This is a genomic window from Enterococcus sp. AZ177, assembly GCF_050544585.1.
GTDB classification, from domain to species: domain Bacteria; phylum Bacillota; class Bacilli; order Lactobacillales; family Enterococcaceae; genus Enterococcus_L; species Enterococcus_L plantarum.
The window spans coordinates 3117071-3142653 of record NZ_CP172944.1 but is presented as its reverse complement, the minus strand read 5'-3'; the positions used below and the strand labels follow the sequence as shown (position 1 = coordinate 3142653).

Sequence of the window (25583 nt, the reverse complement as noted above, 5' to 3'; positions counted from 1 at the left end):
ATGAAATGAAAAATTCAGAAATCCAATTAACTACTATTACTAAGCCGATGAGTTTTAACGATGTAGCCCCAACTTTTTTGACAGATGAAACAATGAGTGAGAGAAAGCAAAAAGTATTAGACAATATGAAAGCAGAAGATTTCGACGCCTTAGTAATTTATGCCGACAAAGAGCATGGGGGCAACTTTGAATATTTAACAGGTTTTATTCCACGTTTTGAAGAAGGATTGCTTGTTTTAGAGGCCACAGGTGAATGTACCTTGATTCTTGGTAATGAAAATTTAAAAATGGCAAAGGTCGCTCGGATCAAAAACAAATTGATTCATTCGCCATTATTTTCTTTGCCAAACCAGCCGATGGATAATGAAGCAAGATTAGAAGATATATTTGAAAGTATTGGCTTAGCTGAAAAAAGTAAGATAGGTGTTGTTGGATGGAAGATGTTCACGACAGCAGCATCAGACAACGACGCATATTTTGATTTGCCATATTTTATCATTCAAGCACTCTTAACTAGTAAAAACAGCCTAGCGGTGCTAAAAAATGCTGCACATTTATTTATTCGTGGGGATATAGGAGCTCGTACAACTAACAATGCCAATGAGATTGCGCATTACGAATATGGAGCCAACTTATCTTCCAGTGGTATGTTAAATGCGATGGACGCAGTTGAAATCGGCGTAACTGAAGCATCTTTAGGTAATGAACTGACGGCAGAAGGACAAACCAATACCGTGATTACAATTGCTGCAACCGGGCAGCGTTTTGAATATGGAAATGTGTATCCGACGCATAAGCAAGTAAAATTGGGTGATCCGTTGTCGTTAACGACAGCATTTAAAGGTGGATTGTCTAGTCGGACGGGTTTTGTAATAGAAAATCAGAGTCAACTTCCAGAAAATCAGCATGATTACTTGGAGAGAGTCGCGATACCTTATTATCAAGCTGTTACAACTTGGTTGGAAACAATAAAAATTGGTAAGTTAGGGCAGGAGCTCTATCAAACGATTGAAAAAGTTTTTCCTCAAGCAGACTACCATTGGCACTTGAATCCTGGGCATTTAGTATCAGATGAAGAATGGATGTCTTCACCGATTTATGCTGGGTCACAGGAGATATTGAAGAGTGGTATGATTTTACAAATCGATATTATTCCATCTGTGACAGGTTATACTGGAGTTAGTGCCGAAGAATGTGTTGCACTGGCGGATAAAAATTTACAGAAACAACTCAGAGAAAATTATCCAGAGTTATGGCAACGGATAATCACAAGGAAAACCTACATCAAAGAAATATTGAATATTGATTTAAGTGAAGATGTCATTCCATTGTCAAATACAGTAGGGTATTTACGGCCTTTTTACCTCGCAAAAGACCAAGCATTTCGTTGTGTGAAGTAGTTTAACAAAATAAGGAGCTACAACTCATTTTTGAGTTTGGTTCCTTATTTTATTTTTGATGCCTATTGTTACACGTGAAACATTTGTTCCATTCATTATGAAGTGACGTTATTTTTAAATAAAGAAGTGCCTGTATAGCTCTTTTGTTTTTGTCTAAAATTAGGAGAGAAAATTTCATCCTATATAATAGAAAGAAACATTTTTTTACAACTACCATAAATCTCGCTAAAAACATTGCAAGAAATTGCTATTTGCGTTAAAGTAAGAAAAGACAATTGTGAAACATTTTCTGTTTCACGCAAGGAAGGAAACCTATGACACCAGAAGAATTTAAACAACTATTAAGCCAAAAAGAAGTCCAATTATCAGAGCATCAAATGAACCAATTTGCTCGTTATTTTGAATTACTTGTTGAGTGGAATGAAAAAATGAATCTAACGGCGATCACAGAAGAAAAAGACGTTTATTTAAAGCATTTCTACGATTCAATTTCATTAGCTTTTTTTGAAGATTTTTCAACAAATAAATCGATTTGTGATGTAGGGGCCGGAGCGGGATTCCCGAGTATTCCGTTGAAAATAGTTTTCCCAACATTACAAGTAACGATTGTCGATTCATTAAATAAACGAATCACATTCTTAACTGAATTAGTCAATGAATTGAAGTTGGAAGAAGTCTCTTTGTACCATGATCGTGCAGAAACATTTGGACAAAAAGAAGAATTCCGCGGTGCTTTCGATTATGTAACCGCTCGTGCAGTTGCTCGTTTAAATGTGTTAAGTGAACTGTGCCTACCATTAGTCAAAAAGGATGGTTTTTTCTTAGCTTTGAAAGCTGCTAAGAGCGAGGAAGAAATTATTGAAGCGAAACCTGCAATCGCCATCTTAGGTGGTAAATTTCAAAAAGAAGTATCATTTGAACTACCAATCACAGAAGACGAGCGACATATCGTTGTAATCCAAAAGAAAAAAGAGACACCCAAAAAATACCCCAGAAAACCAGGGTTACCAAATAAACAACCAATCAAATAAGATGGAGGGACACAAATGGCACGAATAATTTCTGTAGCGAATCAAAAAGGCGGTGTTGGAAAGACAACAACGACTGTAAATCTAGGTGCTTGTCTTGCTTATTATGGCAAGAAAGTGTTGCTGATCGATATTGATGCTCAAGGAAACGCTACAAGCGGTATCGGTGTACGCAAACCTGACGTTGCTACCGATGTTTATGATGTATTAGTGAATGAAGAACCAATCAAAAATGTGATTCAACAAACTTCTAGAGAAAATCTGGATATCGTGCCAGCAACGATTCAACTTGCTGGAGCTGAAATTGAATTGACGTCAATGATGGCCAGAGAATCTCGCTTAAAAGCAGCTATAGAAGAAATAAATGATATTTATGACTTTGTTTTGATCGATTGTCCACCGTCATTAGGACATTTAACGATAAATGCTTTTACAGCAAGTGATTCGATTTTGATCCCTGTCCAATGTGAATACTATGCGTTAGAAGGGTTAAGTCAGTTATTAAATACGATTCGTCTTGTTCAAAAACATTTTAATCCCGACTTACGTATTGAAGGTGTATTATTGACGATGTATGATGCTCGCACAAATTTAGGCGCTGAAGTCGTGGAAGAAGTTCGCAAATACTTCCGTGAAAAAGTCTACGATACTATTATCCCTCGAAACGTTCGTTTATCTGAAGCACCAAGTCATGGTTTGTCGATTATTGATTATGATCCCCGTTCACGTGGTGCCGAAGTGTACCAAGCACTAGCAAAGGAAGTGTTGGATAATGAGTAAAGGAAAAGGTTTAGGTAGAGGTATTGATGCATTGTTTCAAGATTTTGCTAGTTTGGAAGATGTAGATGTTCAAAAAGAAGAAGTCCTTCAAATTCCTTTAAATGAACTTCGTCCAAATCCATATCAGCCAAGAAAAACATTTGATGAAGCCTCTCTTCAAGAATTGGCGAATTCAATTCAACAATCCGGTGTTTTTCAACCAATTATTGTTAGAAAATCTGCTGTTAAAGGCTACGAGATCATTGCTGGTGAAAGACGTTTTCGCGCTTCAAAATTAGCAGAGAAAGAAGCAATCCCTGCAATTGTCCGAGAATTTGATGAAGAGGCAATGATGCAAGTTGCTGTTTTAGAAAACTTACAGCGAGAAGATTTAAATCCGCTAGAAGAAGCAGAAGCTTACGATATGCTAATGAAAAATTTGAAACTTACACAAGTAGAAGTAGCGGAACGTCTGGGCAAAAGTCGACCATATATTGCGAACTACTTACGCTTGTTAACATTACCGACTCAAGTCAAAGAAATGGTTCAAGGCGAAACCTTATCAATGGGCCAAGCAAGAACGTTACTTGGTTTGAAAGACAAAGACTTGATTTTAACATTGGCAAAACGAGTGGTAGAAGAAAATTTAACGGTTCGCCAATTAGAACAAATCGTCAATGATTTAAATGAAAATCAAGGCAAAAAAACATCTAAAAAAGAAAAGAAAAGTACGAAAGATAAACCATATTATATTCGTGAAAGTGAAGATCGCTTAATGGATAAATTTGGTACGACAGTTGCAATTCAAGAAAAAGAAGGCAAAGGTAAAATTGAGATCGAGTATCTTTCACAATCTGATTTGGCTAGAATTTTGGACATATTAGAGATTCATTTTGACGAATCTTGATGAATTAGGTAAATAAAAAAGCGTAAAGCAAAACTATTTTTAGTTTTGTTTTACGCTTTTTGCTATTTATACATTTATATTCGAAAATAACGTAATTTTTCTTATTTTTATATAGAATAAGAAAAATTTATAATTGTTTAAATTAAACTGTATGAATGTTGTTAAATAGACAATTGGTTAGTTAGCCTATACAACGAGTATACAATAAAGAATTTGGACATGTCAATGAGTAATAAAAAATAACAATATATTTAATTTATGTATATTATAGCGTATTACGAAGACAAAATCATCATTTAACGTTAAAAGATTGATAAATTGCTACATTATTATATGAAAATTTAAGTATAGACTACTCTGCATTCCTGTAACTTATGATAAATAGTAGGGCTTAGTAAATTTACTTATTTTTTAACGCCGTCAAATGAACCGTCAAATATACTCCCTTAATTGAATATAAATAATGGAACTCATATTAGTAATATACGCAACAAAATAAAAAAATCATAAAAAAATAAAAGTGATCTTACATGAACAGATTAGTGATATTTTAAAATTTAATAGTCATAAACCACTTTAATTGTCTATTCTTTTTTTATAATTCCCTGAAAAATGCAAACTTCTATTAAAAGTCTGGTAAGAACATGGTCAAGTGTAATTGTATTTTAAGTGTGGTTGAAAGAAAATAAATGGAAAGAATAGTTACTAGTCTTCTTTTTAGATTTATAAAACCATAGTGATTCGTTTATTTTTATAAAAATAACTTTTTTTCACATATTTAATTAATTTTTCTTTTAATAGACCGTCTAGCAACCGTCAAAGGGAAAATAGAAATCTTTATATACCACATTTCATACTGATTTTTTCTTATTCTATATAAGAATAGGAAAATATCTAATATCTAATATCTAATATTTATAGTTTTATGTAGTACAAGATTTAAAAATTCGGTATCACATGTACCTATCTTCTATGGAATTTCAAAAAAAAATGAAAATGGTTGGAATTTACTATATATAAATTAAAAGGAGGATTTTCTTTATGAGGAAAAAAATTATTATATTGACTGACACACTAAGTGCAAACGGGTTGTTGCAGAATAGTTTGTTAAACATGGATTATGAAATAATGGTTTCAAAAGATATATTGACTCAACCAAAAGATAAGGAGTTCTATTTTCTGCAAAATTTTGATCTTATTATCTATCAGCAATCTATGTATAGTGGATTAAAAGAGTCATTCTTAGATAATTTGGCATTACTGAATAAACCCATTGTTGTTTTAACATTTGAATCAGAACAGGTTAGCAAATCTAAGTATTTGAATAATGCGAATGTAAGTTTCGTTCGTTATCCAATATCCGTCACTGATTTAGCAAGTAAACTGGCTGCTATTTTTGAAGAAACGGCCAACCGTACAGGTAAAAACAGTCAAGAAAGAGCAGTAGATTCTTCTATGAATAATGAAGTCACTGCTCGAATCACACCAGCGACTTCAACATTAGTTAAGGTAAAAAAACAATATTCTTTCCAGTTAAAGGACCGAACATTGATTATCGATAACTGGCTGATTCCATTGACAAAAAAAGAACATCAAGTACTGGAACATTTTATTGAATCAGATCAAAGAGTTTTTTCAAGTCAGGCACTATGTGAAGCGATTTGGACAAATGCTAAACAAAAAAATAAACAGGCCTTGTTGAGCAATCTGATTAATCGCATCAAGCAAAAGATAATGGAAAAAACATCGATTTTTGAACCATTCATTTTAAATAAAAAGGGAATAGGCTATTACTTGAATCAAGAGTTTGTAGCACTAGATGAGCAAAATGATGAAAAAGTAAGAGAACTACTAGTAGGTAGCGTCTAACCTAAATAGATATGTAAAAAGGGGAGCAGGAGAATTGGCAATTTTTAATAAGAAAAGCAAAAAAAAAAGGGAATATGATGATGAGTATGAAGAATACTACGATGAGTATGACGAATACGACGAGGACGAGTATGATGAATACGATGAATATGACGACGAGGACGATGATGACGAATATGAAGAAGAGTCTTATGCACCTCCTAAAAAGAGCCGTCCGGAAACATCAACTAAAAGAGAGCGTTTGGAAACCACTATGAGAAGACAAGAGCAAGAAGCACAACAAGAACAAGCAGCTGTAATTGAACATTTAAACAATGAAAACCAACAGTTCCAAAAAGAAATGCAACGCCAAAAAACAATGGCAGAGCGCTTGAAGGCAGAAGTTGAAAACAAACAGCAAGAAATCGATCAATTAACAATGCGCCTTACAAGTTCATCTAAGTCTAAAGAAAGAATCTTTTCACTTGAAGACCAATTAAGACAGTCAGAGGAACTGAGAACCCAACTAGACGAACAATTGTTAGAAGAACGAAATAGAAGCGTTGAAATCGAAAAACAACTTCGCCAACAAGATCAAATGAAAAATCAAATTGCGGAAGTTTTGATGGAAGCAAAAGAAAAAGCACAACAAATCATTGAACGTGCAACTATTGAAGCAGATCGAACAGTAGAAGCAGCCAGACATGAAACTAAAAAAGCAGTGTCCGAGGCTTCGATTGAGTTGAAAATGATTAATCAAGAAGCTGCGAATTATCATACACGGATTCTTCGTCTGCAAAGTGAGACAAGTGTGCTTATGGAGGATTTGTTAAACAAATCAAGCCGACTAGCTGATCATTCACTAGATTAAGGGAGGGGATTAAGAAGTGGTTTATCAAAATATTATGGTTGACATTTATCAAGCCGCTTCTCCAGCAGTAGGCGAGCGCCTTTTTGATGATGATATGTTGCGTGATATCTATTATATTTGCGAAGAGATTTTTCAAAAGCGAAATAAAAGAATCCCCTACCCTCAAAAAGAAGTAGAAGAATATTTTGAAGAATTTCATACCATAATTTCTTTTTTTAAACATGTAGAGATTACCTTAGATTTTGTAGATCTTGATTGGTCTGGATTGTTAGACGAGCTGATTCATACCTTTCCTCAAATAGCTTGGATCGGTGGTTCTAAAGAAAAAGAAGATAATCGCGTCGTTTACTATATTGATTTTGTCCCTATTGCCTATCGAGACACTGGATTTCCCTTCATGGTCAATTTGCTGCAATCGCTGGATCAGCAGTTAATAGGTGATAGTGACGATGTATTGGAGTCTTTTGTCAATGAGATTGAAAGGCTTGTAACTAGGTTCATCAGACCGCTGAAAGACTCTAATCCGTCTAATACTATCTCCGAAAAAGAAGCAGAAATTGTAGAATATAGTGATGAAGATACTAGTACAAACTATTTAGTAAAAATGGAAGAAGCTGTTAGTAGAGAACGATACGCCAAAGAAAGAATGCGACTTGCCAACAAAAAATTGGAAGTTGTCATCGATCAAATGGAACGTCAAAATCTAGCTAGAGCCATGAAGACACTAAGTCAGTCAAATAGTGATGAGAATGAAGATTGGGATCATATATTAAAAGTTGACTTGAGAGAATATTCTCAGCTTCTACAAAAAGCTAAATTTCTAGAGCAGTCTTGGATGATGAATAAAGAATTAGTTACAAAGTCAGAAAAGATGACGATTTCGGATAATCAATTGACCTATGAAAGAGAACAGGTAAGGAGCTTCAAAGATTCCGTTTCTACCAACGAAATTTACTTGATTTTAGATGAGTGTAAGCTAATTGAGTCAAGAGTAAAAATCAAGAAAAAATCTTGGTTTCGTCAGCCACATGTTCGAATTATGAAGATGGATTATGACAGTATACTAAATAAAGCAGCTTATTTTGATCTTATCCAGGGAGAAAACTACTTACTTGAACAATTTGTGCTAAACGAGGAGTCAATCGCGGATGATTAAAATTTATTCCTCTTTTGTTTTCTAGAGAAATAACACAATTTGTTTGAAGAAATAAAAAGGATTGGGAATGGTTGGCTTTTCCCATCCGCACTACATAATGCATTTAATTATCGAATTAGGTAAAAATAAGATAAACAAGAATATCACCAAAATAGCAGAATCATCAATGATAAAAGAAAAAAGCGTATCAGCATTAAGAAGATCAATTGCAACAAATAAGTGGAAAGAATGTTTTGTCTTTACTATTCATTTGGTTTTCATATCTGTTATGTTTTATTCTTTTTTCAAATCTGTACATATAATTTTTACTATGTAGGGAGTTTAAAATTCAATGATTAATAAACGAAAAACACTTCACCTGATTGTTGTAATGATAGGAGTTTTTCTTTTATTGCTAATAGCTATGACTACTAAATCCCAAACTGGATTAGCTGTTTCAGTAAAACCAATTTTACCCAAAAATCAACATAACTCAGAAGCAACATACTATGATCTTAGAATGGTCCCAGGTCAAAAGCAGGACTTAAAGTTGGAATTGACTAATACTTCTGATAAAGAACAAAAAGTTGTTTTACAAATCAATGATGCTACAACAAATGATGCAGGAGATATAGACTACTCTGATCGATCAAAAATAGTTCCAAGAGATAAAAGTTTAAGTCTTTCATTCAAGGATGTTGCGAGTGGAGAGGCAGAATTAACAATTCCTGCCAAAAAAAAAGTTACAACCAAGGTCCATATACAAATGCCTGAGGAACAATTTGATGGCATGATATTAGGCGGCATTAAAGTTGTGTCATCGGAAAATGGCATTGAGGCGCAGGAGTCAAATAATAATCAAAAACAATCTAAAAAAACATATATCGTAGCAGTTAAACTAACTGAAACAGATACCCCTGTTGTAGCAAAATTAAACTTAGTAGAAGTCAATTATTTAAAAGAATCAAATCAAAATAGTATAAAAGCAACTATTCAAAATGATCAAGCAATCAACTTGGAAGATATAGACTTCACAGCTGAAGTGTACAAAAAAAATTCAGATAAAGTGTTTACTAAAACGAAAGTAACCGGCTATCGAATGGCTCCTAATTCAACTTTTACATTTATAATTAACGATGAAAAACAAGAATTCCAGACTGGAAAATATCAAATTAATCTAACAGCCAAATCGAAAGCGACGAATCAAGAATGGAAATGGGATAAAGAGCTGGAAATCACAAAATCTGAAGACAAAAAAGTAGATTATTCTGCGGCTGGATCAGAAAAAGAGAAGATAATGCTTTATACCATCATTTGTGTGATTACATTTGTTTTATTATTGTTATTCTTATTATTGTTACTGATTTTAAGAAAACGCAAAGAGAACCTCTACGAAGAAGCTTTATCGTATAAAAGGAAAAAGCGAGAGCAGAATAATAAAAACATACAACGAAAGAAAAAAGTAAAAAGAAAGAAACATGATGATACTAGGAAAAAACGTCCTACAGATTCCAAAAGATTAAAAAGATAAGGTTTCAAAGTATAAATAGGATGGTCATTATCTCAGCCTGAATAAGTTCAGGTGTAGAGGTTTTAGGAGTTGGAGGATATGAACGTAGCTGAAAGAAATACCCAAAAGCAGGGGAAGAAAATAATAAAAAAATACATTCTTCATCGAAAAGTTAATCCAAGACTTTTGGGAGTGGAGCTTTTTAACAAGCATCTCGTTACGCCGCATGAAGCATACTTGTCATGCAAATTGATTTTTAAAAAAGATGTTCACTCATTGATGGAACTTGAGCAAATCGCAAAAAAAATATATGAAACCTGGGTGAAAAAAAACGATGAATTGCCTATAAAAAAAATCAATGTTTTCACATCCACTGCATATATTGTATTAACGTTTACTATAGGGTTTTACGAAGAAGAACAAATAAAACATCTGCGTGAGTTAAAAGAATGTGCAAAAGAACTCATTGAAACGTATGATAATTTGATCAAGAAAGAAAAAGAAGCAGAGTACAAGAGAAAAGAAAAAGAACTCTATGGCGTTTTAGAAAAATTTAGTCAGCTAACCCAAAAAATGGAAGGCTTAGAAAATAGACTTGCCAAAAGCGAATCAATTGTTTTAGATTCTGGTGAATTGCTAAAAAATGAACTCACTAAAGTAAGTCAAACAATCAAAGAGCAAATGAGTCAAGCTGAATATAGCATGAAAGATAGTCAAAGGTATTCTGAACCAAAAAAACAAGTAGTGAAGAAAACAAAACCAAAGCTTGAAAGTACAGTTCACATAACAAAAAAGACCGAAATAGAAGAAAAAGCTCGAGTACGTAAATTTGTTTTTGATCGGTCCAAACAATATCAGGTAACTTTAAAAATGAAAAATTGGACATCAGAGATGTCGTCCAAAGAAAAGATACTTAAAGAAAACCAAGAGTCAACTAAAAAAGAAGATGTAAAAGCGTATGCCTCCAAAATTGAGATGGAAATTTTAACGTATTTTACAGAGAATAAAGAATTGAATAAAAAACGAATGGTGCCAAAAAAACAATTTTTGACTTTAAAAGCGAAAGTAGAGTTTATTGATTATTTATGGATGTTGTTGGAATTAGAAGGAAAAGAAGAAATTATCATTGCTGGTAAACTAAGTTGCAGAGAGCTTATCGAAGAGTTAGGTTTGTTTATGGAACGTGTAGAAAAAATTGCAACAGGACCGACAATTTTTAATTACTGGGTATATTGTTCACAAGAAATGTTGGTAAAATTAGAAGGATATGCAGTATTAAAAGATTTTTTAAGTAGTTCTTTAAAGCTAAGCAACAATACTTTAGTAAATGAATAATCATGATATTTAATAGGTGTATTTGGAAGAAAAAGGGGTGGTGTACAAGAAACTAGAGCAGTTTCAAATGTATAAGGCCTCTTTCTTTTTCTTAAGACGTTATATAAATAAAGTTTGTATAACAAATAAAATTGACATGTTACTTCCAAAATTTTACTTTTTTAGGAAAATTTTTGAAACTAAGTAAAAAACAATATAATGCATAATTAGTTAAGAAAACTAAACGTCTTGCGGATTTTTGTTTAGCTTGGTTGGAAGTAAATGAGAATGGGAATTAAATGCACCAATTGTAAACATGTGATTATCTATTGGGTAAAAATAACATAGAAATAATTAAAAGGTTGTAGTGATTTCATTTTCTTAAATTAAATTTTAGAAAGGATTTTAATTATGGCAAGAAGAGGGGAAAATATTTATAAAAGAAAAGATGGTCGTTGGGAAGGCCGGTACATAAAAGGTAGACAACAAAATGGAAAGATTCATTATGGCTATATATATGGCTATAAGTACTCAGAAGTAAAGCATCAACTTATCTTGATGAAGTATGAAAAACAGACAAATAGCAGTAAAAATTTACTACCGTATGAAGGGAATTTACTAGACTGGACCACTTACTGGCTTGAGACGTTTGTTCGACCGAAAGTGAAAAGCAGTACTTATGCTAGTTATAAAAATAAAATGGATGTTCATGTATTATCAAGAATTGGCTCAATAAAGTTACAAAAATTAAAGCAATCTGATATTGATTCCTTGCTTCAAGAGATGGATCTGACATTGAAAGCTAGTTCAATCAGATCAATATTTTCTGTATTAAAAAATTGTTTAGGCAAGGCAATATCTTTAAACCTACTGGTAGAAAACCCATGTATGGGACTGGAGCTTCCGAAAGCAAGAAGAAAAACAGTGAAAGCTTTATCCATCAAAGATCAAGCCAAGTTAGTCAAAGAAATTAATAGAAATCAGAAATTTTTCTCTATTATACTCGCATTACAGACAGGACTTCGAATTGGAGAAATTTGTGGGCTGAAATGGGAAGATATTGATTTTGAAAACAACACATTAGGCGTTAACAGAACGGTACTTAGAATTCAGTCGGAAGACAAAGCAGGAAGAAAAACAGAGATTGTGGAAATAACCCCTAAAAGTGAGAATTCTCAACGGAAAATTCCAATTGCTAAATCACTAAAGAAAAACTTACTGGAACTTCAAAAAGTATCAACTAGTGATTACGTTATTTCAAACAAGCATAAGGCATTAGAGCCTCGTACGATAGCGTATCGCTTTCAAATCATTCGAAAGAAAATTGGCTTAGAAAATTTTTCTTTCCATTCTTTAAGGCACACTTTTGCGACTCGCTGTTTAGAGGCTGGTGGAAATATTGCAACAATAAGCTCATTGTTGGGACACTCATCAACAAAAATGACATTGGATTGTTATACGAATTCATTTTTTACAGAAGAACGTCAACTGGTAGAAAAACTTGAGTTTATTTAATGTAAAACAGAGGTTGATCCTAGCTAGGAGAAATAAGACCTACGTTATATTCCAATCATGGAGTAGGTCTTTAGAGAGAATCAATAATCTTAATAGCAAGAAGAATAAATCTCATTCAATAACTGATCAAGATCTGAATAGTCTTTTTTTTCATTGTAATTAGTCAAAAAGAAAAAATTTTTTCCTCTTTTTTTAAGATAGGGACAATCTATATTACTAATAACCAGATCATAGAATTGGCTCGGGTCTAGTGGTTCTGCTTGAGCAAAAGTGGTCAAGCCAATATAGTTGATCCACTGGTCTGTAAATCTTTTTTTGTCTAGTAAATCACCTTCAATAAAGATGCCAACAGAAATTTTCATTTTGACACACTCTTCATAAAAAAGTAAGGCATGAGTGTATTTTGTAATAAGAACGCTATCATGAGTGTTGTCTACAAAAACTACGGGATATTTTCCTTTTAAGTAAGCAATAAATTGGCGAATCATTTCAGAATGGCTCTTTTTTTCATGTATTGTATAATTTAGTTCTCCAAAATAATCAATATGTCCTTTAAAGATAAGGTGTCGGTAGTTAATAAAACTTAGGTAATAACGAAGGGTTGATTTGTGAGAATTGCTTAAGTGGGTATTTGGATAGCAGGTTTTCATAAAATCAAAAAATTCTTTATTCAGAGTCCGTATAAAAAAATCACTGGACTGTTCAATTAAATTAAGTTCATCTAAACAATGTGACGTAGCAGGAATGATTTCTTCACCTAGCATGAAGAGAAGTAATAAGATAGTTTCGTTGGGAAGCATTTTAAACGAGTAGTAAACTAAAAATGATTCAAGTGCTTCGTTGATTTTTTTAAATAAGTGAGACTTTTTAAGTGCATGTATAAATCTTTTTTGACTGTAAATATCTGATTTATTACTGAAAAAAGGTTCCTGCTGACTATAATCTTGTATATTTTTTTGTGCATGTCTTCTTTTTAAGAGACTTAAATAAATAATAAGTTTTTTTCGGGCCAGGACGGACATTGGGCTATCTAGTATCTGTTGAATAGTATTAAACGTTTCGTAAATTCTAGGATCAATAGTTGAAATTTTGAATCGGTATGCCGAATCTACACCAACGTAAAGGGAAACACAAAAAAATCGAATTTGTAATTCGGGACCAATTAGAGAACCATTTTGAATAGTTAAATCAAATTCATTTAATAATACGTTTAATTCGTTGATTTTTCTAAAGTAGGTGGAATAGCTAATGCCGATTTTTTCAGTTAAACGATTGATATCGATCGTTCCAAACAGCAGTAATTCTTCTAAAATTGTATATTTAGGTGCAAGGACGATCAATTCATTGTACAAAGTATGAAGAGAGTAGTCTGGTTTCGTTTTAAAAATGATTGTTTGCTTGTCTAATTCGATGGAAAAACGACCATTTGATTTTTGGGCTGAGGTCATCAACTCTTCGAGTAGCTTTGATAAGAAGTAATTCCCTATATCTAAATGTTGTAAGAGTTCTTTTTTTGTTGCAGTACCACCAACATTGCTCAGGTATATTAATAGTTCAATTTGATAAATTTCCAATTTTTCTAGTAAATCAAATTTTCTCATGATAAGGCTCCTTTAAATATCAGTGTAGAAATAATGTTTAACTATGACTTAGTGAGTCATGTTAGCATAAATAGTTTTGAGTTAGAGGTTACTACTCCCAGTTTGGATACTGTTCCTGATTAAAATTTGAGTATGAGTAGTAAGATTTTCAATATTATCCAACATAAACCGGGTAAATACAATTTTATTTAATTCTTTTTATTTTCGTCGTATTTTCATTTTATTTCGATAAATGTCACCAATTATTTTTATATCTTCTTATTCAATTTATAAAAAAAGCGAGTCAATAAAATAGTTTTGCTTGATTGCCCAAAAAATGGTATTGTATCTTTGTATGTTTCTGTCTAGTTTTCTGACAGTTGACGATTATTTTAGAAGGGATATGTCTGTTATGTATGATCTTGGTGATATTGTAGAAATGAAAAAGCCCCATGCTTGTCAGGCAAATCGTTGGGAAATCATCCGAATGGGTGCTGATATTAAAATAAAATGTACGAACTGCGGTCATATCGTTATGATGACGCGCCGTGATTTTGAAAAAAAGATGAAGAAAATTTTGGAAAAAAAACTGATAAAGGATAGTGAATAATCAATGGCATTAACAGCTGGAATCGTAGGTTTACCTAACGTAGGGAAATCTACCCTTTTTAACGCAATTACAAAAGCAGGAGCAGAGGCGGCAAATTATCCGTTTGCAACAATTGATCCTAATGTGGGGATGGTTGAAGTACCAGATGAGCGCTTGCTACGTTTAACAGAGTTAGTGAAACCTAAAAAAACAGTACCAACTACTTTTGAATTTACAGATATCGCTGGGATCGTTAAAGGCGCAAGTAAAGGTGAAGGATTGGGTAACCAATTTTTAAGTCACATTCGTCAAGTGGATGCCATTTGTCATGTGGTACGTTGTTTTGATGATGATAATATTACCCATGTTGAAGGACGTGTAGATCCGTTAGCAGATATTGATACAATCAACTTAGAATTGGTATTAGCTGACTTAGACTCTATTACAAAACGTTATGCACGCGTTGCTAAAATAGCTAAAACGAAAGATAAAGATGCGGTAGCGGAGTTAGCAGTATTAGATAAGCTGAAACCAGTTCTAGAAGAAGGCTTGTCTGCTCGAACAGTTGAATTTACTGAAGATGAGCAAAAAATCGTTAAAAGTCTATTTTTGTTAACAGCCAAACCTATTTTATATGTTGCAAATGTGTCAGAAGATGAAGTAGCAGATTCTGATAACAATCCATATGTACAGCAAGTTCGCACTTTTGCTGCAAATGAACAAGCAGAAGTAATTGTTGTTTGTGCACGTGCAGAAGAAGAAATCGCTGAATTAGATGATGAAGATAAAGCTGAATTTTTAGAAGCTTTAGGTATTGACGAATCTGGTTTAGATCAATTGATTCGTGCAGCGTATGATCTGTTGGGATTAGCGACATACTTTACCGCTGGCGAACAAGAAGTTCGGGCATGGACGTTCCGTAAGGGGATTAAAGCACCTCAAGCTGCCGGAATCATCCACACTGACTTTGAACGTGGATTTATTCGTGCAGAGACGGTTTCATTTGATGATTTGAACACTTACGGCAATATGCAAGCAGCGAAAGAAGCAGGCAAAGTTCGTTTAGAAGGAAAAGAATATATTGTTCAAGATGGCGATGTTATGCTTTTCCGTTTCAATGTATAGTAAAAAGTTGCTAAAAACTGTTTTTCTCCCTAAAAAATGTGTTAGAATACTTTTTAGGTAAAGATTGACCCGTTGGCCACGGGCGAGGAGGACGCAAAAAATGGAATCAGAAACACTTCGAGACATTGTTTCAGAAAATCGTGAACTTGAACAAAAATTGACAAAGAGAAATGAACAATATATCTTTGACTTAAAAAAATCATTAGTTGCTGCTAACCTTTCAGAAGAAGCACAGACACTTGCTTTACATGATATTCTACCTCATTTAGTGGAAGGTCAAAAAAGTGGGAAAACAGCGCGTCAGCTTTTCGGAACAGTGGCTGAGCGTACGGAGTCTATCTTAAATAAACCAGAAGAACTGCCTGAATCTACTCCAGCTTTAATGTGGCTGGATAATACGTTATTACTATTTGGCGTAATGACAATCATGTTCTCAGTTATGATGATGTGGTCGAAAGGAAAGTCACAACCATTGGGTCTATTGACACTGGTGCTAGCCTCGATGGCTGGAGGATATGTATTTTATTTAATGTATAAATATGTCTATCAATATGATCGTCCAGGAGTCGACAAATCAAAGCGTCCTGGTTGGTTCAAAACTGGTTTGATCTTAGTTGGAGCGATGCTTCTATGGCTCGTTGTCTTTGCGGGTTCTGCAATGTTGCCACCAATTATCAATCCTGTGTTAGACCCTGTAATTGTGATCATTATTGGAGGTATCGCTTTAGGTACTCGTTACTTATTAAAGAAAAAATACAATATGCGCAGCAGTTTAGCGCGTTAAAGAATAATAGTAGAGTCTTAAACAGAGCTGATGAGCGTTTTGTTTAAGACTCTTTTTGACTCTTTAACCAAGTAACTAGTTCTGTTAACTCAAAATCATTAAATGGTGATAAAGAAATTAGGCCAGCGGTGCAAACTAAAAGGGATCGTATTTGAAAGAAAAGCTTTAGCACGATACCATAGAGATTAAGAATGAAATTTGTAACGAATGTTCATTAGGAAGAGGTGGATGAATGAAAACATGGATGAACCGACATAGTCAGTTTTTGATTATTCTAAATTTTTTTATATTAAGTGTATTGTCTTTATATATTGTTTATCTTCAAAATGGTCATATTATGATTGGGGATGATTATCATTTTCATCAAAATCGGATCGAAGGCTTAGCATTATCTTTGGAGCAAGGGATGTTGTTACCAAAAGTGAGCTATTTTTTTATTGGCGGATATGGATACGCATCGAGTTTGTTTTATCCAGATTTTTATCTGTATTTTCCAGCTATACTACGTGTTTTTGGCTTTTCTCTTGCCAGTAGTTTTGTTGTTTTTTCGGTGTGTATAAACTTTTCCACATTTGTTTTAACCTATATATCTGGAAGGTATATGAGTTTGACGAAAATGAAAAGTTACTTGTTTTCGTTATTATATACGTTATCAATTTACCGTCTACAAGATTTTTTTAATCGTCAAGCTATTGGAGAGCTTTTGGCGATGGGCTTTTTTCCATTAGTTCTAGCCAGTTTGTATCTATTGAAAAATGGAAAAGAGAAGAAATGGCTATTATTGACAGTTGCTATGACAGGAATTGGTTTAGCTCATTTTATTTCATTGGAAATCGTCAGTATTTTTATAGGGCTGTACATTCTTTTCAATCTGAAGCGTTTTTTAAAGAAAGAGGTCATAGTTGCGATAGTAAAGGCCGCTGGAGTTACAATCTTACTGTTAGCGTTCTATCTAGTACCCGTTTTTGAGCAGATGAAGCATGTCACGTTCCAAGTGACAGCCAATCCGCTGACGTTGATTTCAGAGAGAAGTTACTCTTTGAGTGAACTAATAACTAACAGCTTTAAAAATAGCGTATTTCATAAATCCTCAGCAAATATTGGTGTTGTTCTGTTGTTTGGTTTGGCTATCTACACACTAATGCTTTTTAAGCGAAATTTACCTAATCGAGAGTTGGTTATTCTTGCGTTATTTTTTATGTTTATGACGACAGACCTTTTTCCTTGGAGCTTTTTTGACCATACACCGTTGAATACGATCCAGTTTCCCTGGCGTTTCTTATCAATTGTGACGTTGCTGTTAGCCTTTCTTATCGCAAATGACTATCTAGGATTATTTAAAAAATTTCCAAGTAGTCAGATAATCGTAGTGATGGTCATTTTCCTTGGAGTTGTATTGTATGAAAAAGAGAGTATTGATACTGAGGGGAAGCGTATCCTATCCTATGATGCATATGATCAAACTAATAGTTATTATATTGGCGCTGGACATGAGTATTTACCAAAAGAAGTTGATTATTCTACTATTAAAAAGAATAAAGAACGAAAAATTGTGTACGATGATGCTAAAATAGACATATCAAATGTTAAAATGGATTTTGATTCCGTTGCGTTCGACTATCACTCAATTGACAAGAAAAAAACGACAGTAACAATTCCATTTATCTACTATTATGGTTATCAAGCTAAAATAGTAAGTGAAGGTAGTGAAAAAATAATTCCAGCATCGCTAAACAAACAAAACGGATTAGTTGCTATTCCGTTATCTAAAAATGGCAGTGTCTCTATTTCTTATCATACAACTTTGGCACAAAAAATTTCATTAAGTATCTCTGTTTTGACTCTATCGACCTGTGTAACATGGAAGGTAGCGACTATGTATTCTATTAAGTTAAAAAGAAAGAAATAAGTAGAGTTATTCTTTTGATTCGGTTGCAAATACATGAGAAAACACTCATGTTATGGAAAACGAAAAGAAAATATCTGTAATCAGGAAAATGCGGTTGACTTCCTTTTTATTATCTGTTATTTTCTTATATAAAATTAAATAGAGGAGTGGTCTAGAAAATGTCTAACTGGGAAACGAAATTCGCGAAAAAAGGTCTTACATTTGATGATGTTTTATTGATTCCAGCAGAAAGTCACGTGCTACCTAATGAAGTAGATATGAGTATCCAACTAGCAAAAAATATTAAGTTGAATATTCCTCTGATCAGTGCAAGTATGGATACTGTAACGGATAGTAAAATGGCTATTTCAATGGCTCGTCAAGGTGGTTTAGGCGTTATTCATAAAAATATGAGTATTGCGCAACAAGCAGATGAGGTTCGTAAAGTGAAACGTTCGGAGAGTGGCGTAATCATCGACCCATTTTTCTTAACGCCAACGAATTTAGTAGCAGATGCTGAAAATCTGATGAGCAAATACCGTATCAGTGGAGTACCGATTGTGGAGACGATGGACAATCGTAATCTAGTAGGAATCATTACGAACCGTGATATGCGATTTGTAACAGATTATCAAATGAAGATTGAAGAAGTAATGACGAAAGATAACTTAGTTACAGCCCCAGTTGGTACTTCTCTAAAAGACGCTGAAAAGATTTTACAAAAACATAAAATCGAAAAATTACCGATTGTTGATGAAAATAACCGTTTAAGTGGTTTGATCACGATCAAAGATATTGAAAAAGTAATTGAATTTCCAAATGCGGCGAAAGACGAGCATGGTCGTCTACTAGTTGCGGCAGCAGTTGGTGTTACAAGTGATACTTTTGAACGTGCTGAAGCTTTGTTGGATGCAGGAGTCGATGCAATTATTATCGATACAGCTCATGGTCATAGCGCAGGTGTGATTCGTAAGATCAAAGAAATTCGAGATACATTCCCAGATGCAACATTGATTGCTGGAAATATCGCAACAGCTGAAGGCGCTAAAGCACTTTATGATGTAGGTGTGGATGTTGTGAAGGTGGGAATCGGGCCAGGTTCGATTTGTACAACACGTGTTGTCGCAGGTGTAGGTGTTCCCCAATTAACTGCTATCTATGATGCAGCATCCGTTGCTCGTAAATATGGGAAAGCTATCATTGCAGATGGGGGAATCAAGTATTCAGGTGATATCGTAAAAGCTTTAGCTGCTGGCGGACATGCTGTTATGTTGGGTAGCATGTTAGCGGGAACAGATGAATCACCAGGTGAATTTGAAATTTATCAAGGTCGTCGCTTTAAAACATATCGTGGAATGGGTTCACTAGGCGCAATGGAAAAAGGTTCAAGTGATCGTTATTTCCAAGGTGGTGTCAACGAAGCGAATAAATTAGTGCCAGAAGGTATCGAAGGGCGTGTTGCCTATAAAGGTAGCGTATCAGATATTGTTTTCCAACTGATTGGTGGGCTAAAATCCGGTATGGGTTATGTTGGGGCGGCAGATTTAAAACAATTGCGTGAAGAAGCACAATTTATTCAAATGAGTGGGAATGGACTGAAAGAATCACATCCTCATGATGTACAAATTACTAAAGAAGCACCTAATTACTCTGTAGAACAATAAATCAAGAATAAAGAAAAAATTCCGATGTCGTATACAGCATCGGAATTTTTTTCTTTATTGAACAAGACGTTCGTCATTAGAACCATAATACATGTGGAGTGGTTTGGCTTTTTTTCCTAACAATTCTTTAGAAGGTAAAATCTCATAGCCCTCTGCATGTAAGTGGTCAATAACAGTAGATACAGCATCTACTGTTTCGGGATGAATGTCATGCATTAAAACGATTGTGTCATTATAGGCTGTCTCATCGATACGTTTAATGATTGCTTGTGCATTGTGGCTTTGCCAATCTTGTGAATCGACAGACCATTGAATAATCGGCTTACCAATGATTGCTGCCACATCTTTATTCACAGCACCATATGGCGGTCTAAAATCAGTTGGTAGCTTGCCAATAGCATGATAGATGGCTTTGTCAGTGTTTTGGACTTCCTCTTTCACCGTTTGTGCATCAATTCCGGTCAATTGTGGATGTGAGTAGGAATGGCTAGCCACTTCATGTCCTTCATCAGCCACTCGTTTAACAAGGGATTCATGTTTTACAACATTTTGACCCAGCATAAAGAATGTTGCTTTGACACCTTTTTCTTTTAGAATATCTAGAAGTCTAGGGGTAGTGTCAGGATTTGGACCATCATCAAACGTGAGTGAAATGTATTTTTTATCTGACTCTAAAGGTTTGGGTAACGCGTCTTTGATGGAATCAGCATCAATAAATTCTGGGTTTACGTAACCAGCAATTTCATTGTAAGGCAATGTGATTTCTGTTTTGCCAGTTGGATTTTCTGGTAGACCTAAGCTGATTTTATCAGAATAATAGGTAAAAGCAGTTCCATCTAAAGAAATACTGGGCATATTGAGTATACCATCAATAACCGCATTGCCATCTGGACTTTCAGAAAGCAATTTTTGTTGCACAACCTGCTGAATGGCTAAGGTATTTGCCTCACTCATAAAAATATCCTGCAAGCATAGTGGTTGTTTTGTTTTTTGATTGACGAAGGCTGTATTTTTACCATGTTCAGTTTTTTCAGACCAGTCTTCTTTCTCTCGATCCCAAGTATAGGTGTCAACAATAGGTTGGTAGCTGAATACTTGTTCGTTGATTTTTTCTCTTTTAACATAACCGACGAGCTTAGTTTCAGTCTTTTTTGAGCTGTTCTTTTGGGCAATGTCTATCAACGTTGTTAATTCGGTTTTAATTGCTGGTAATTGAGGGATAGAGTCAGCGGCGACAGGTTCATAAATAAGAGTCTGGATGTTGCCCTCTGTCTTCTCCTGCTCGGTTGTTTCAAAATCTTCATGATGTTGATTTTTTCGAATTTTTTCTAATAACGAGGTTTCTTTTTGCTCATATTGCTCCTCATCATCTTCGGGTAGGCTTGTTTCTTTCTGCGTATGTTGCATAGCATAGATCGCATATACACCACCACATATTAAAATGAATGAAATCGTAAAGGTAGTTATAAAAATTATTTTTTTTGAAAAAGGGTACTTCTTTTTTTCGTGCCGACTGTTTCGAGTTCCTCGTGGGTGTTTGTTTCTATGCATAACGTTTGATCCCTCTAATTTATAAATTTAAGTGTTTATAGTAGTACAAATGTATCATGCCTATTTTGGACTTTCAACAATGGCTTTGTTATCTGAGTGAATCTTTTGATTTTTTTAATGTATCTAGTTCATCAAAAAGTTTAGTTGATTTGTTTTAAATTACCCATATATGGAATCAAAACTTCTGGAATTGTCACTGTTCCGTCTTCATTTTGATAATTTTCTAAGATCGCTGCTACAGTTCGACCTACAGCTAAACCAGATCCATTTAAGGTATGTGCATATTGAACTTTATCATTTTCATCACGGTAACGAATCATTGCACGGCGAGCTTGGAAATCTTCACAGTTTGAACAAGAACTGATTTCTCGATAAGCGTTTTGTGCAGGGATCCAGACTTCTAAGTCGTACGTTTTTGCAGCGGAGAAGCCCATATCACCTGTTGCTAATGACATAACGCGATAAGGTAGGTTTAATTTTTGCAAAATATCTTCTGCGTTTGCAGTCATTTTTTCTAATTCCTCATAAGAATGTTCTGCATCACTGAATTTTACCATTTCTACTTTGTTAAACTGATGTAGGCGGATCAAGCCTCGAGTATCGCGACCTGCACTTCCAGCTTCAGAACGGAAAGAAGGACTAAGCGCTGTAAAATAGATTGGTAAATCCTTTCCATCTAAAATCTCATCATTGTAATAGTTAGTTAAAGGAACCTCAGCGGTTGGAATCAAGGTCATATCTGTACCCTCTAGTTGAAAAACGTCTTCTTTGAACTTTGGGTATTGACCAGTACCAAACATAGAGTTGCTGTTTACGATATAAGGTGTCATCATTTCAGTATATCCATGGTCATAAACATGCATGTCCAGCATAAAATTGTATAATGCACGCTCTAGTCTCGCGCCTAATCCTTTATAGTAGACAAAACGGCTTCCTGCAACTTTTGCCCCTCGTTCAAAATCAAGAATATTCAAATTTTCTGCTACATCCCAGTGTGGTTTGGGTTCAAAAGCAAAATTTCTAGGCTCACTCCAACGGCGTACTTCAACATTATCATCTTCACTTGCGCCTACTGGTACTGAATCATGTGGAAGATTCGGTAATGTTGTAGAAATCTCATAAAGCTTAGTATCGATCGCTTCAATTTCAGTGTCCATGGCTTTGATATTACCGCCGACTTCTTTCATTTCAGCAATTTTAGCTGTCGCATCTTCTTTATTTCGTTTTAATTGTGCGATTTCTGCTGAAACATCATTTCGATATTTTTTTAGCTCTTCTGATTTTACTAATAAATTGCGGCGGCTTTCATCTAAGCGTAAGAATTCTACTAAGATCTCTTCTTTTACCCCACGGTTTTTTAGTTTTGCTTGAACAGCATCAAAATTTTGACGAATCATTTTTACATCTAACATAGTTACTCCTCCTTCAATTTAAAAGCATAATGGTTTTGTGCATCCATACTGCTAGATAACATTGTGGTAAAATAAAAAGCCACTCCATCCCTAGAAAAAAATTCTTGGGACGAAATGACTTGAATTTCGCGGTACCACCCAAGTTCAGCTATAATGCTGCCCTTGTAATGCAGATAACGGTTGCTGCCGGTCTAACTTATTTCGTCAAACGCATATAATAGAGATGGAATTCTTTATAGTCGAATATTTGCTTTCACCACCGCAAACTCTCTTTGATTCAGAACCATAAATACTTTTTCTCTTTGCTTGTCATTAGGATACAAAACTTTTGTTTGGATGTCAACCTTAGTAAATCAATTTCGCTTTAGCGGTAAGTGAATAATGAAAGATGTCCAATGATTATCGGAAGTGGCATAGATGTAGCCGCCATGTAATGCTATAATACTTTGGGCGATAGCTAAGCCAAGACCTGTTCCGCCTGTTTCTTGGGATCGTGATTCCTCAACACGATAGAAACGGTCGAATAATTGATCCAAAGAGTTTTTAGGAATCGCCGGACCGTCATTTCTAACGGCAATCACGACTTCTGTCCCAACTTTCTCTACATCAATGACAATATTTTTACCACCTTTACCGTATTTAAGCGCATTTGATAATAGATTATTGAAGACACGAACCAGTTTTTCGGTATCACCATCCATTTTTATTGATTCTGGATTAGCATTGACCTCAATCGTCATGTCGTTTTTATCTGCTTCCAGCTCAAAATCAGCAGCTAGTTGTTCAATCAATTGTGCCATATCAAAATGTATCGTATTGATAGGGACGGAAGGCTGACGAACTTTCGTATATTCAAAAAGATCATCAACAAGCAGCTTCATTTGTTTCGCTTTCACGTAAGCTGTATGAGTATACTTAAGTAAATCTTCTTCGTTTTTAAACTGTCGATCTTCAATTAAACCCAAATATCCTATAATAGAAGTTAAAGGAGTTCGGATATCGTGACTGACGTTTGTGATCAGTTCATCTTTTGATTTTTCTATTTTTCGTTCATCTTCAATTGCTGCAACGGTACTATCAACTAATCCGTTGATACTGGTAACAACTTTTGCTAAATCACCACTTAGCTCAAAAGGAATACGATGGTCGTAATTACCATCAGCGATATAGTGCAGTTCGCTGATAATATGACGTAATTGCATTTGGCGATAACGACGAATCAAACGCCAATACAACACAGCTATATCCACTATAAAGAATATCGGGATAACAAATTTACTTAAACTCCAAAATAAATCTGTATTTAGTTCTGCTGCAAAAGCACCCTTAGTTGCCCAGATGATTCCTTGTAGAGTTTGGTTGCCGCTAAGAATAACCGTAATCGAGACATTTAATAGAAGCAACAAGATAATAGTGACGATTCCTTCAGCAAGTAATTCGCTTATTTCCTTTGATGTTAGGGTAATTCTTTTTTGTTTTTCGATTTTCTTTTGTCTAACGAGCATCTATTTTATATCCAACTCCCCAAACTGTTTGAATGACTTTTTCTCCACCAGTTGCTTCTTCGATCTTATCTCTCAAGTGACTTACATGAACCATAACGGTTTTTGCAGAAACAATACTTTCTTGCTGCCACACACGTTCAAAAATTTCATCTGCACTAAAAACACGATTAGGATGACTGGCTAAGAGATACAAGATCCCAAATTCCAGTGCCGTTAATTGAATTTCTTTTCCTTCGACTGTTTTTACTTCGTGGGAATCTTTGTTAATAATCAATGATCCTATTTCAAGTACATCAGGCTCATCTGCTTTAAGCTGCATTTGACTACGTCTTAAAATAGATTTAACCCGAGCCATAACTTCCAATGGGTTGAATGGTTTCGTAACGTAGTCATCAGCTCCAGCAACCAACCCTTTAATTTTATCCATATCTGTTGTTTTAGCAGTTAGCATAATAATAGGAATTTGAGATTCCTTTCTTAATTCTTTCACCACTTGCATACCGTCCATAATCGGCATCATGATATCTAAGATAAGTAAATCAATATCTGAAATAGTTCGAATCTTAGATAAAGCTTCTTTTCCGTCATAAGCTTTCACCACTTCATACCCTTCGTTGTGAATATAAATGCTCAGTAGTTCTACAATCTCTTTATCATCATCAGCAACTAAAATCTTCATCTCATTCATTTCCTCCATATATATAGTAGAATCCTTCTTCTTCATTCTAACAAAAAAAGCAAAAAAAGGACAAAATCAAAGAGAAGTTACGGGAAATTTAGAATATGTTACTAAAAATTAAGAAATAGCATAAAATTCATCGGTTTTTCGTTAAAAAACGAACAATAAAGAACAAAAGTAATAAAACAATCGGGAACCAAAAAAACTTTAAAAAAAGCGCAAATTTTAGTTGACCTAAGCCTATAATCTTGGTATATTATATCTTGTCGCAAGGCACTGATGAAACACGCCGAACGATGAGCATAATATAACAACTTAAAGTTTAAAAAAACTTTGAGAATCAGGAAAAAAAGTTGTTGACAAACAATAAGTAACCTGATAAACTAATGAAGTTGTCGCGAGAACTAAAGACAACGAACAAGAAATAGAATAACATTTCAAGTCTTAAAAAAACTTGAAAAATCAGGAAGAAAGTTGTTGACAAATAACAAACAACCTGGTAAACTAATGAAGTTGTCA

At 34.4% G+C, this 25583-nt stretch carries 20 protein-coding genes and 1 other annotated feature; of the genes, 15 read left to right on the top strand and 5 right to left on the bottom strand.

Annotation, left to right across the window (positions count from 1 at the left end):
* Positions 1–5: 5 nt before the first annotated feature.
* The 10 genes from IGJ34_RS15395 (at position 6) to IGJ34_RS15350 (ending at position 12287) form a co-directional block, all read left to right on the top strand.
* A complete protein-coding gene (locus IGJ34_RS15395; protein ID WP_430597805.1) occupies positions 6–1400 on the top strand; it encodes a M24 family metallopeptidase in 1395 nt (464 codons plus the stop codon).
* Between the two features lie 314 nt (positions 1401–1714).
* Positions 1715–2431, top strand: a complete 717-nt coding sequence (rsmG, locus tag IGJ34_RS15390; protein ID WP_069653546.1) for a 16S rRNA (guanine(527)-N(7))-methyltransferase RsmG — start codon at positions 1715–1717, stop codon at positions 2429–2431.
* A gap of 15 nt (positions 2432–2446) precedes the next feature.
* A complete protein-coding gene (locus IGJ34_RS15385; protein WP_010766686.1) occupies positions 2447–3208 on the top strand; it encodes a ParA family protein in 762 nt (253 codons plus the stop codon).
* Positions 3201–4094 (top strand): ParB/RepB/Spo0J family partition protein, encoded by an 894-nt coding sequence (locus tag IGJ34_RS15380; RefSeq protein WP_111248235.1) that lies wholly within the window; start codon positions 3201–3203, stop codon positions 4092–4094. Before IGJ34_RS15385 ends, IGJ34_RS15380 begins: the two co-directional genes overlap by 8 nt.
* A gap of 1041 nt (positions 4095–5135) precedes the next feature.
* Complete coding sequence (locus IGJ34_RS15375; RefSeq protein ID WP_069653548.1) at positions 5136–5963, top strand: helix-turn-helix domain-containing protein; 828 nt, start codon at positions 5136–5138, stop codon at positions 5961–5963.
* Between the two features lie 34 nt (positions 5964–5997).
* A complete protein-coding gene (locus IGJ34_RS15370; protein WP_069653549.1) occupies positions 5998–6813 on the top strand; it encodes a hypothetical protein in 816 nt (271 codons plus the stop codon).
* 16 nt (positions 6814–6829) lie between these two features.
* Complete coding sequence (locus IGJ34_RS15365; RefSeq protein WP_069653550.1) at positions 6830–7969, top strand: hypothetical protein; 1140 nt, start codon at positions 6830–6832, stop codon at positions 7967–7969.
* Positions 7970–8300: 331 nt separating this feature from the next.
* On the top strand, positions 8301–9479 hold the full coding sequence (locus IGJ34_RS15360) for a DUF916 and DUF3324 domain-containing protein (RefSeq protein WP_430597804.1): 1179 nt from the start codon (positions 8301–8303) through the stop codon (positions 9477–9479).
* Positions 9480–9557: 78 nt separating this feature from the next.
* Positions 9558–10793 (top strand): hypothetical protein, encoded by a 1236-nt coding sequence (locus IGJ34_RS15355; RefSeq protein ID WP_206849706.1) that lies wholly within the window; start codon positions 9558–9560, stop codon positions 10791–10793.
* Between the two features lie 390 nt (positions 10794–11183).
* Entirely contained in the window at positions 11184–12287 is a 1104-nt protein-coding gene (locus tag IGJ34_RS15350) for a tyrosine-type recombinase/integrase (protein ID WP_069653554.1), read from the top strand.
* Positions 12288–12376: 89 nt separating this feature from the next.
* On the opposite strand, the gene IGJ34_RS15345 is transcribed toward IGJ34_RS15350, so the two are convergent.
* Complete coding sequence (locus IGJ34_RS15345; protein ID WP_430597803.1) at positions 12377–13888, bottom strand: helix-turn-helix domain-containing protein; 1512 nt, start codon at positions 13886–13888, stop codon at positions 12377–12379.
* 391 nt (positions 13889–14279) lie between these two features.
* Here IGJ34_RS15345 and IGJ34_RS15340 point away from each other — a divergent pair, with 391 nt between their 5' ends.
* The 5 genes from IGJ34_RS15340 to guaB all read left to right on the top strand — a co-directional run bounded on the left by IGJ34_RS15340 (position 14280) and on the right by guaB (position 19917).
* On the top strand, positions 14280–14477 hold the full coding sequence (locus IGJ34_RS15340) for a DUF951 domain-containing protein (protein ID WP_025870734.1): 198 nt from the start codon (positions 14280–14282) through the stop codon (positions 14475–14477).
* A gap of 3 nt (positions 14478–14480) precedes the next feature.
* Positions 14481–15581 (top strand): redox-regulated ATPase YchF, encoded by a 1101-nt coding sequence (ychF, locus tag IGJ34_RS15335; protein WP_069653556.1) that lies wholly within the window; start codon positions 14481–14483, stop codon positions 15579–15581.
* A 100-nt stretch (positions 15582–15681) separates the two neighbouring features.
* Positions 15682–16365, top strand: coding sequence for a DUF1129 domain-containing protein (locus IGJ34_RS15330; RefSeq protein ID WP_069653557.1), 684 nt, complete (start codon positions 15682–15684; stop codon positions 16363–16365).
* A 232-nt stretch (positions 16366–16597) separates the two neighbouring features.
* Positions 16598–18274: a 6-pyruvoyl-tetrahydropterin synthase-related protein gene (locus tag IGJ34_RS15325; protein WP_430597802.1), complete on the top strand. Its 1677-nt coding sequence runs from the start codon at positions 16598–16600 to the stop codon at positions 18272–18274.
* 158 nt (positions 18275–18432) lie between these two features.
* On the top strand, positions 18433–19917 hold the full coding sequence (gene guaB, locus IGJ34_RS15320) for an IMP dehydrogenase (protein ID WP_069653559.1): 1485 nt from the start codon (positions 18433–18435) through the stop codon (positions 19915–19917).
* Between the two features lie 54 nt (positions 19918–19971).
* On the opposite strand, the gene IGJ34_RS15315 is transcribed toward guaB, so the two are convergent.
* The 4 genes from IGJ34_RS15315 to IGJ34_RS15300 all read right to left on the bottom strand — a co-directional run bounded on the left by IGJ34_RS15315 (position 19972) and on the right by IGJ34_RS15300 (position 25073).
* Complete coding sequence (locus IGJ34_RS15315; RefSeq protein ID WP_430597801.1) at positions 19972–21468, bottom strand: polysaccharide deacetylase family protein; 1497 nt, start codon at positions 21466–21468, stop codon at positions 19972–19974.
* A gap of 140 nt (positions 21469–21608) precedes the next feature.
* Entirely contained in the window at positions 21609–22880 is a 1272-nt protein-coding gene (gene serS / locus IGJ34_RS15310) for a serine--tRNA ligase (protein ID WP_430597800.1), read from the bottom strand.
* Positions 22881–22982: 102 nt separating this feature from the next.
* Positions 22983–23195 (bottom strand) — a binding site (T-box leader).
* Between the two features lie 38 nt (positions 23196–23233).
* Positions 23234–24385 carry a sensor histidine kinase gene (locus IGJ34_RS15305; protein ID WP_069653562.1) on the bottom strand — a complete coding sequence of 384 codons (1152 nt, stop codon included), beginning with the start codon at positions 24383–24385 and terminating at the stop codon, positions 23234–23236.
* Positions 24375–25073, bottom strand: coding sequence for a response regulator transcription factor (locus IGJ34_RS15300; protein ID WP_069653566.1), 699 nt, complete (start codon positions 25071–25073; stop codon positions 24375–24377). Before IGJ34_RS15300 ends, IGJ34_RS15305 begins: the two co-directional genes overlap by 11 nt.
* Between the last annotated feature and the right edge of the window lie 510 nt (positions 25074–25583).

Excerpts from the sequence above, each read along its gene's own strand:
- IGJ34_RS15395 (WP_430597805.1), top strand. The coding sequence starts at position 6 with ATGAAAAATTCAGAAATCCAATTAACTACTATTACTAAGCCGATGAGT.
- rsmG (WP_069653546.1), top strand. The coding sequence starts at position 1,715 with ATGACACCAGAAGAATTTAAACAACTATTAAGCCAAAAAGAAGTCCAA.
- IGJ34_RS15385 (WP_010766686.1), top strand. The coding sequence starts at position 2,447 with ATGGCACGAATAATTTCTGTAGCGAATCAAAAAGGCGGTGTTGGAAAG.
- IGJ34_RS15380 (WP_111248235.1), top strand. The coding sequence starts at position 3,201 with ATGAGTAAAGGAAAAGGTTTAGGTAGAGGTATTGATGCATTGTTTCAA.
- IGJ34_RS15375 (WP_069653548.1), top strand. The coding sequence starts at position 5,136 with ATGAGGAAAAAAATTATTATATTGACTGACACACTAAGTGCAAACGGG.
- IGJ34_RS15360 (WP_430597804.1), top strand. The coding sequence starts at position 8,301 with ATGATTAATAAACGAAAAACACTTCACCTGATTGTTGTAATGATAGGA.
- IGJ34_RS15355 (WP_206849706.1), top strand. The coding sequence starts at position 9,558 with ATGAACGTAGCTGAAAGAAATACCCAAAAGCAGGGGAAGAAAATAATA.
- IGJ34_RS15350 (WP_069653554.1), top strand. The coding sequence starts at position 11,184 with ATGGCAAGAAGAGGGGAAAATATTTATAAAAGAAAAGATGGTCGTTGG.
- IGJ34_RS15345 (WP_430597803.1), bottom strand. The coding sequence starts at position 13,888 with ATGAGAAAATTTGATTTACTAGAAAAATTGGAAATTTATCAAATTGAA.
- IGJ34_RS15340 (WP_025870734.1), top strand. The coding sequence starts at position 14,280 with ATGTATGATCTTGGTGATATTGTAGAAATGAAAAAGCCCCATGCTTGT.
- ychF (WP_069653556.1), top strand. The coding sequence starts at position 14,481 with ATGGCATTAACAGCTGGAATCGTAGGTTTACCTAACGTAGGGAAATCT.
- IGJ34_RS15330 (WP_069653557.1), top strand. The coding sequence starts at position 15,682 with ATGGAATCAGAAACACTTCGAGACATTGTTTCAGAAAATCGTGAACTT.
- IGJ34_RS15325 (WP_430597802.1), top strand. The coding sequence starts at position 16,598 with ATGAAAACATGGATGAACCGACATAGTCAGTTTTTGATTATTCTAAAT.
- guaB (WP_069653559.1), top strand. The coding sequence starts at position 18,433 with ATGTCTAACTGGGAAACGAAATTCGCGAAAAAAGGTCTTACATTTGAT.
- IGJ34_RS15315 (WP_430597801.1), bottom strand. The coding sequence starts at position 21,468 with ATGCATAGAAACAAACACCCACGAGGAACTCGAAACAGTCGGCACGAA.
- serS (WP_430597800.1), bottom strand. The coding sequence starts at position 22,880 with ATGTTAGATGTAAAAATGATTCGTCAAAATTTTGATGCTGTTCAAGCA.
- IGJ34_RS15305 (WP_069653562.1), bottom strand. The coding sequence starts at position 24,385 with ATGCTCGTTAGACAAAAGAAAATCGAAAAACAAAAAAGAATTACCCTA.
- IGJ34_RS15300 (WP_069653566.1), bottom strand. The coding sequence starts at position 25,073 with ATGAATGAGATGAAGATTTTAGTTGCTGATGATGATAAAGAGATTGTA.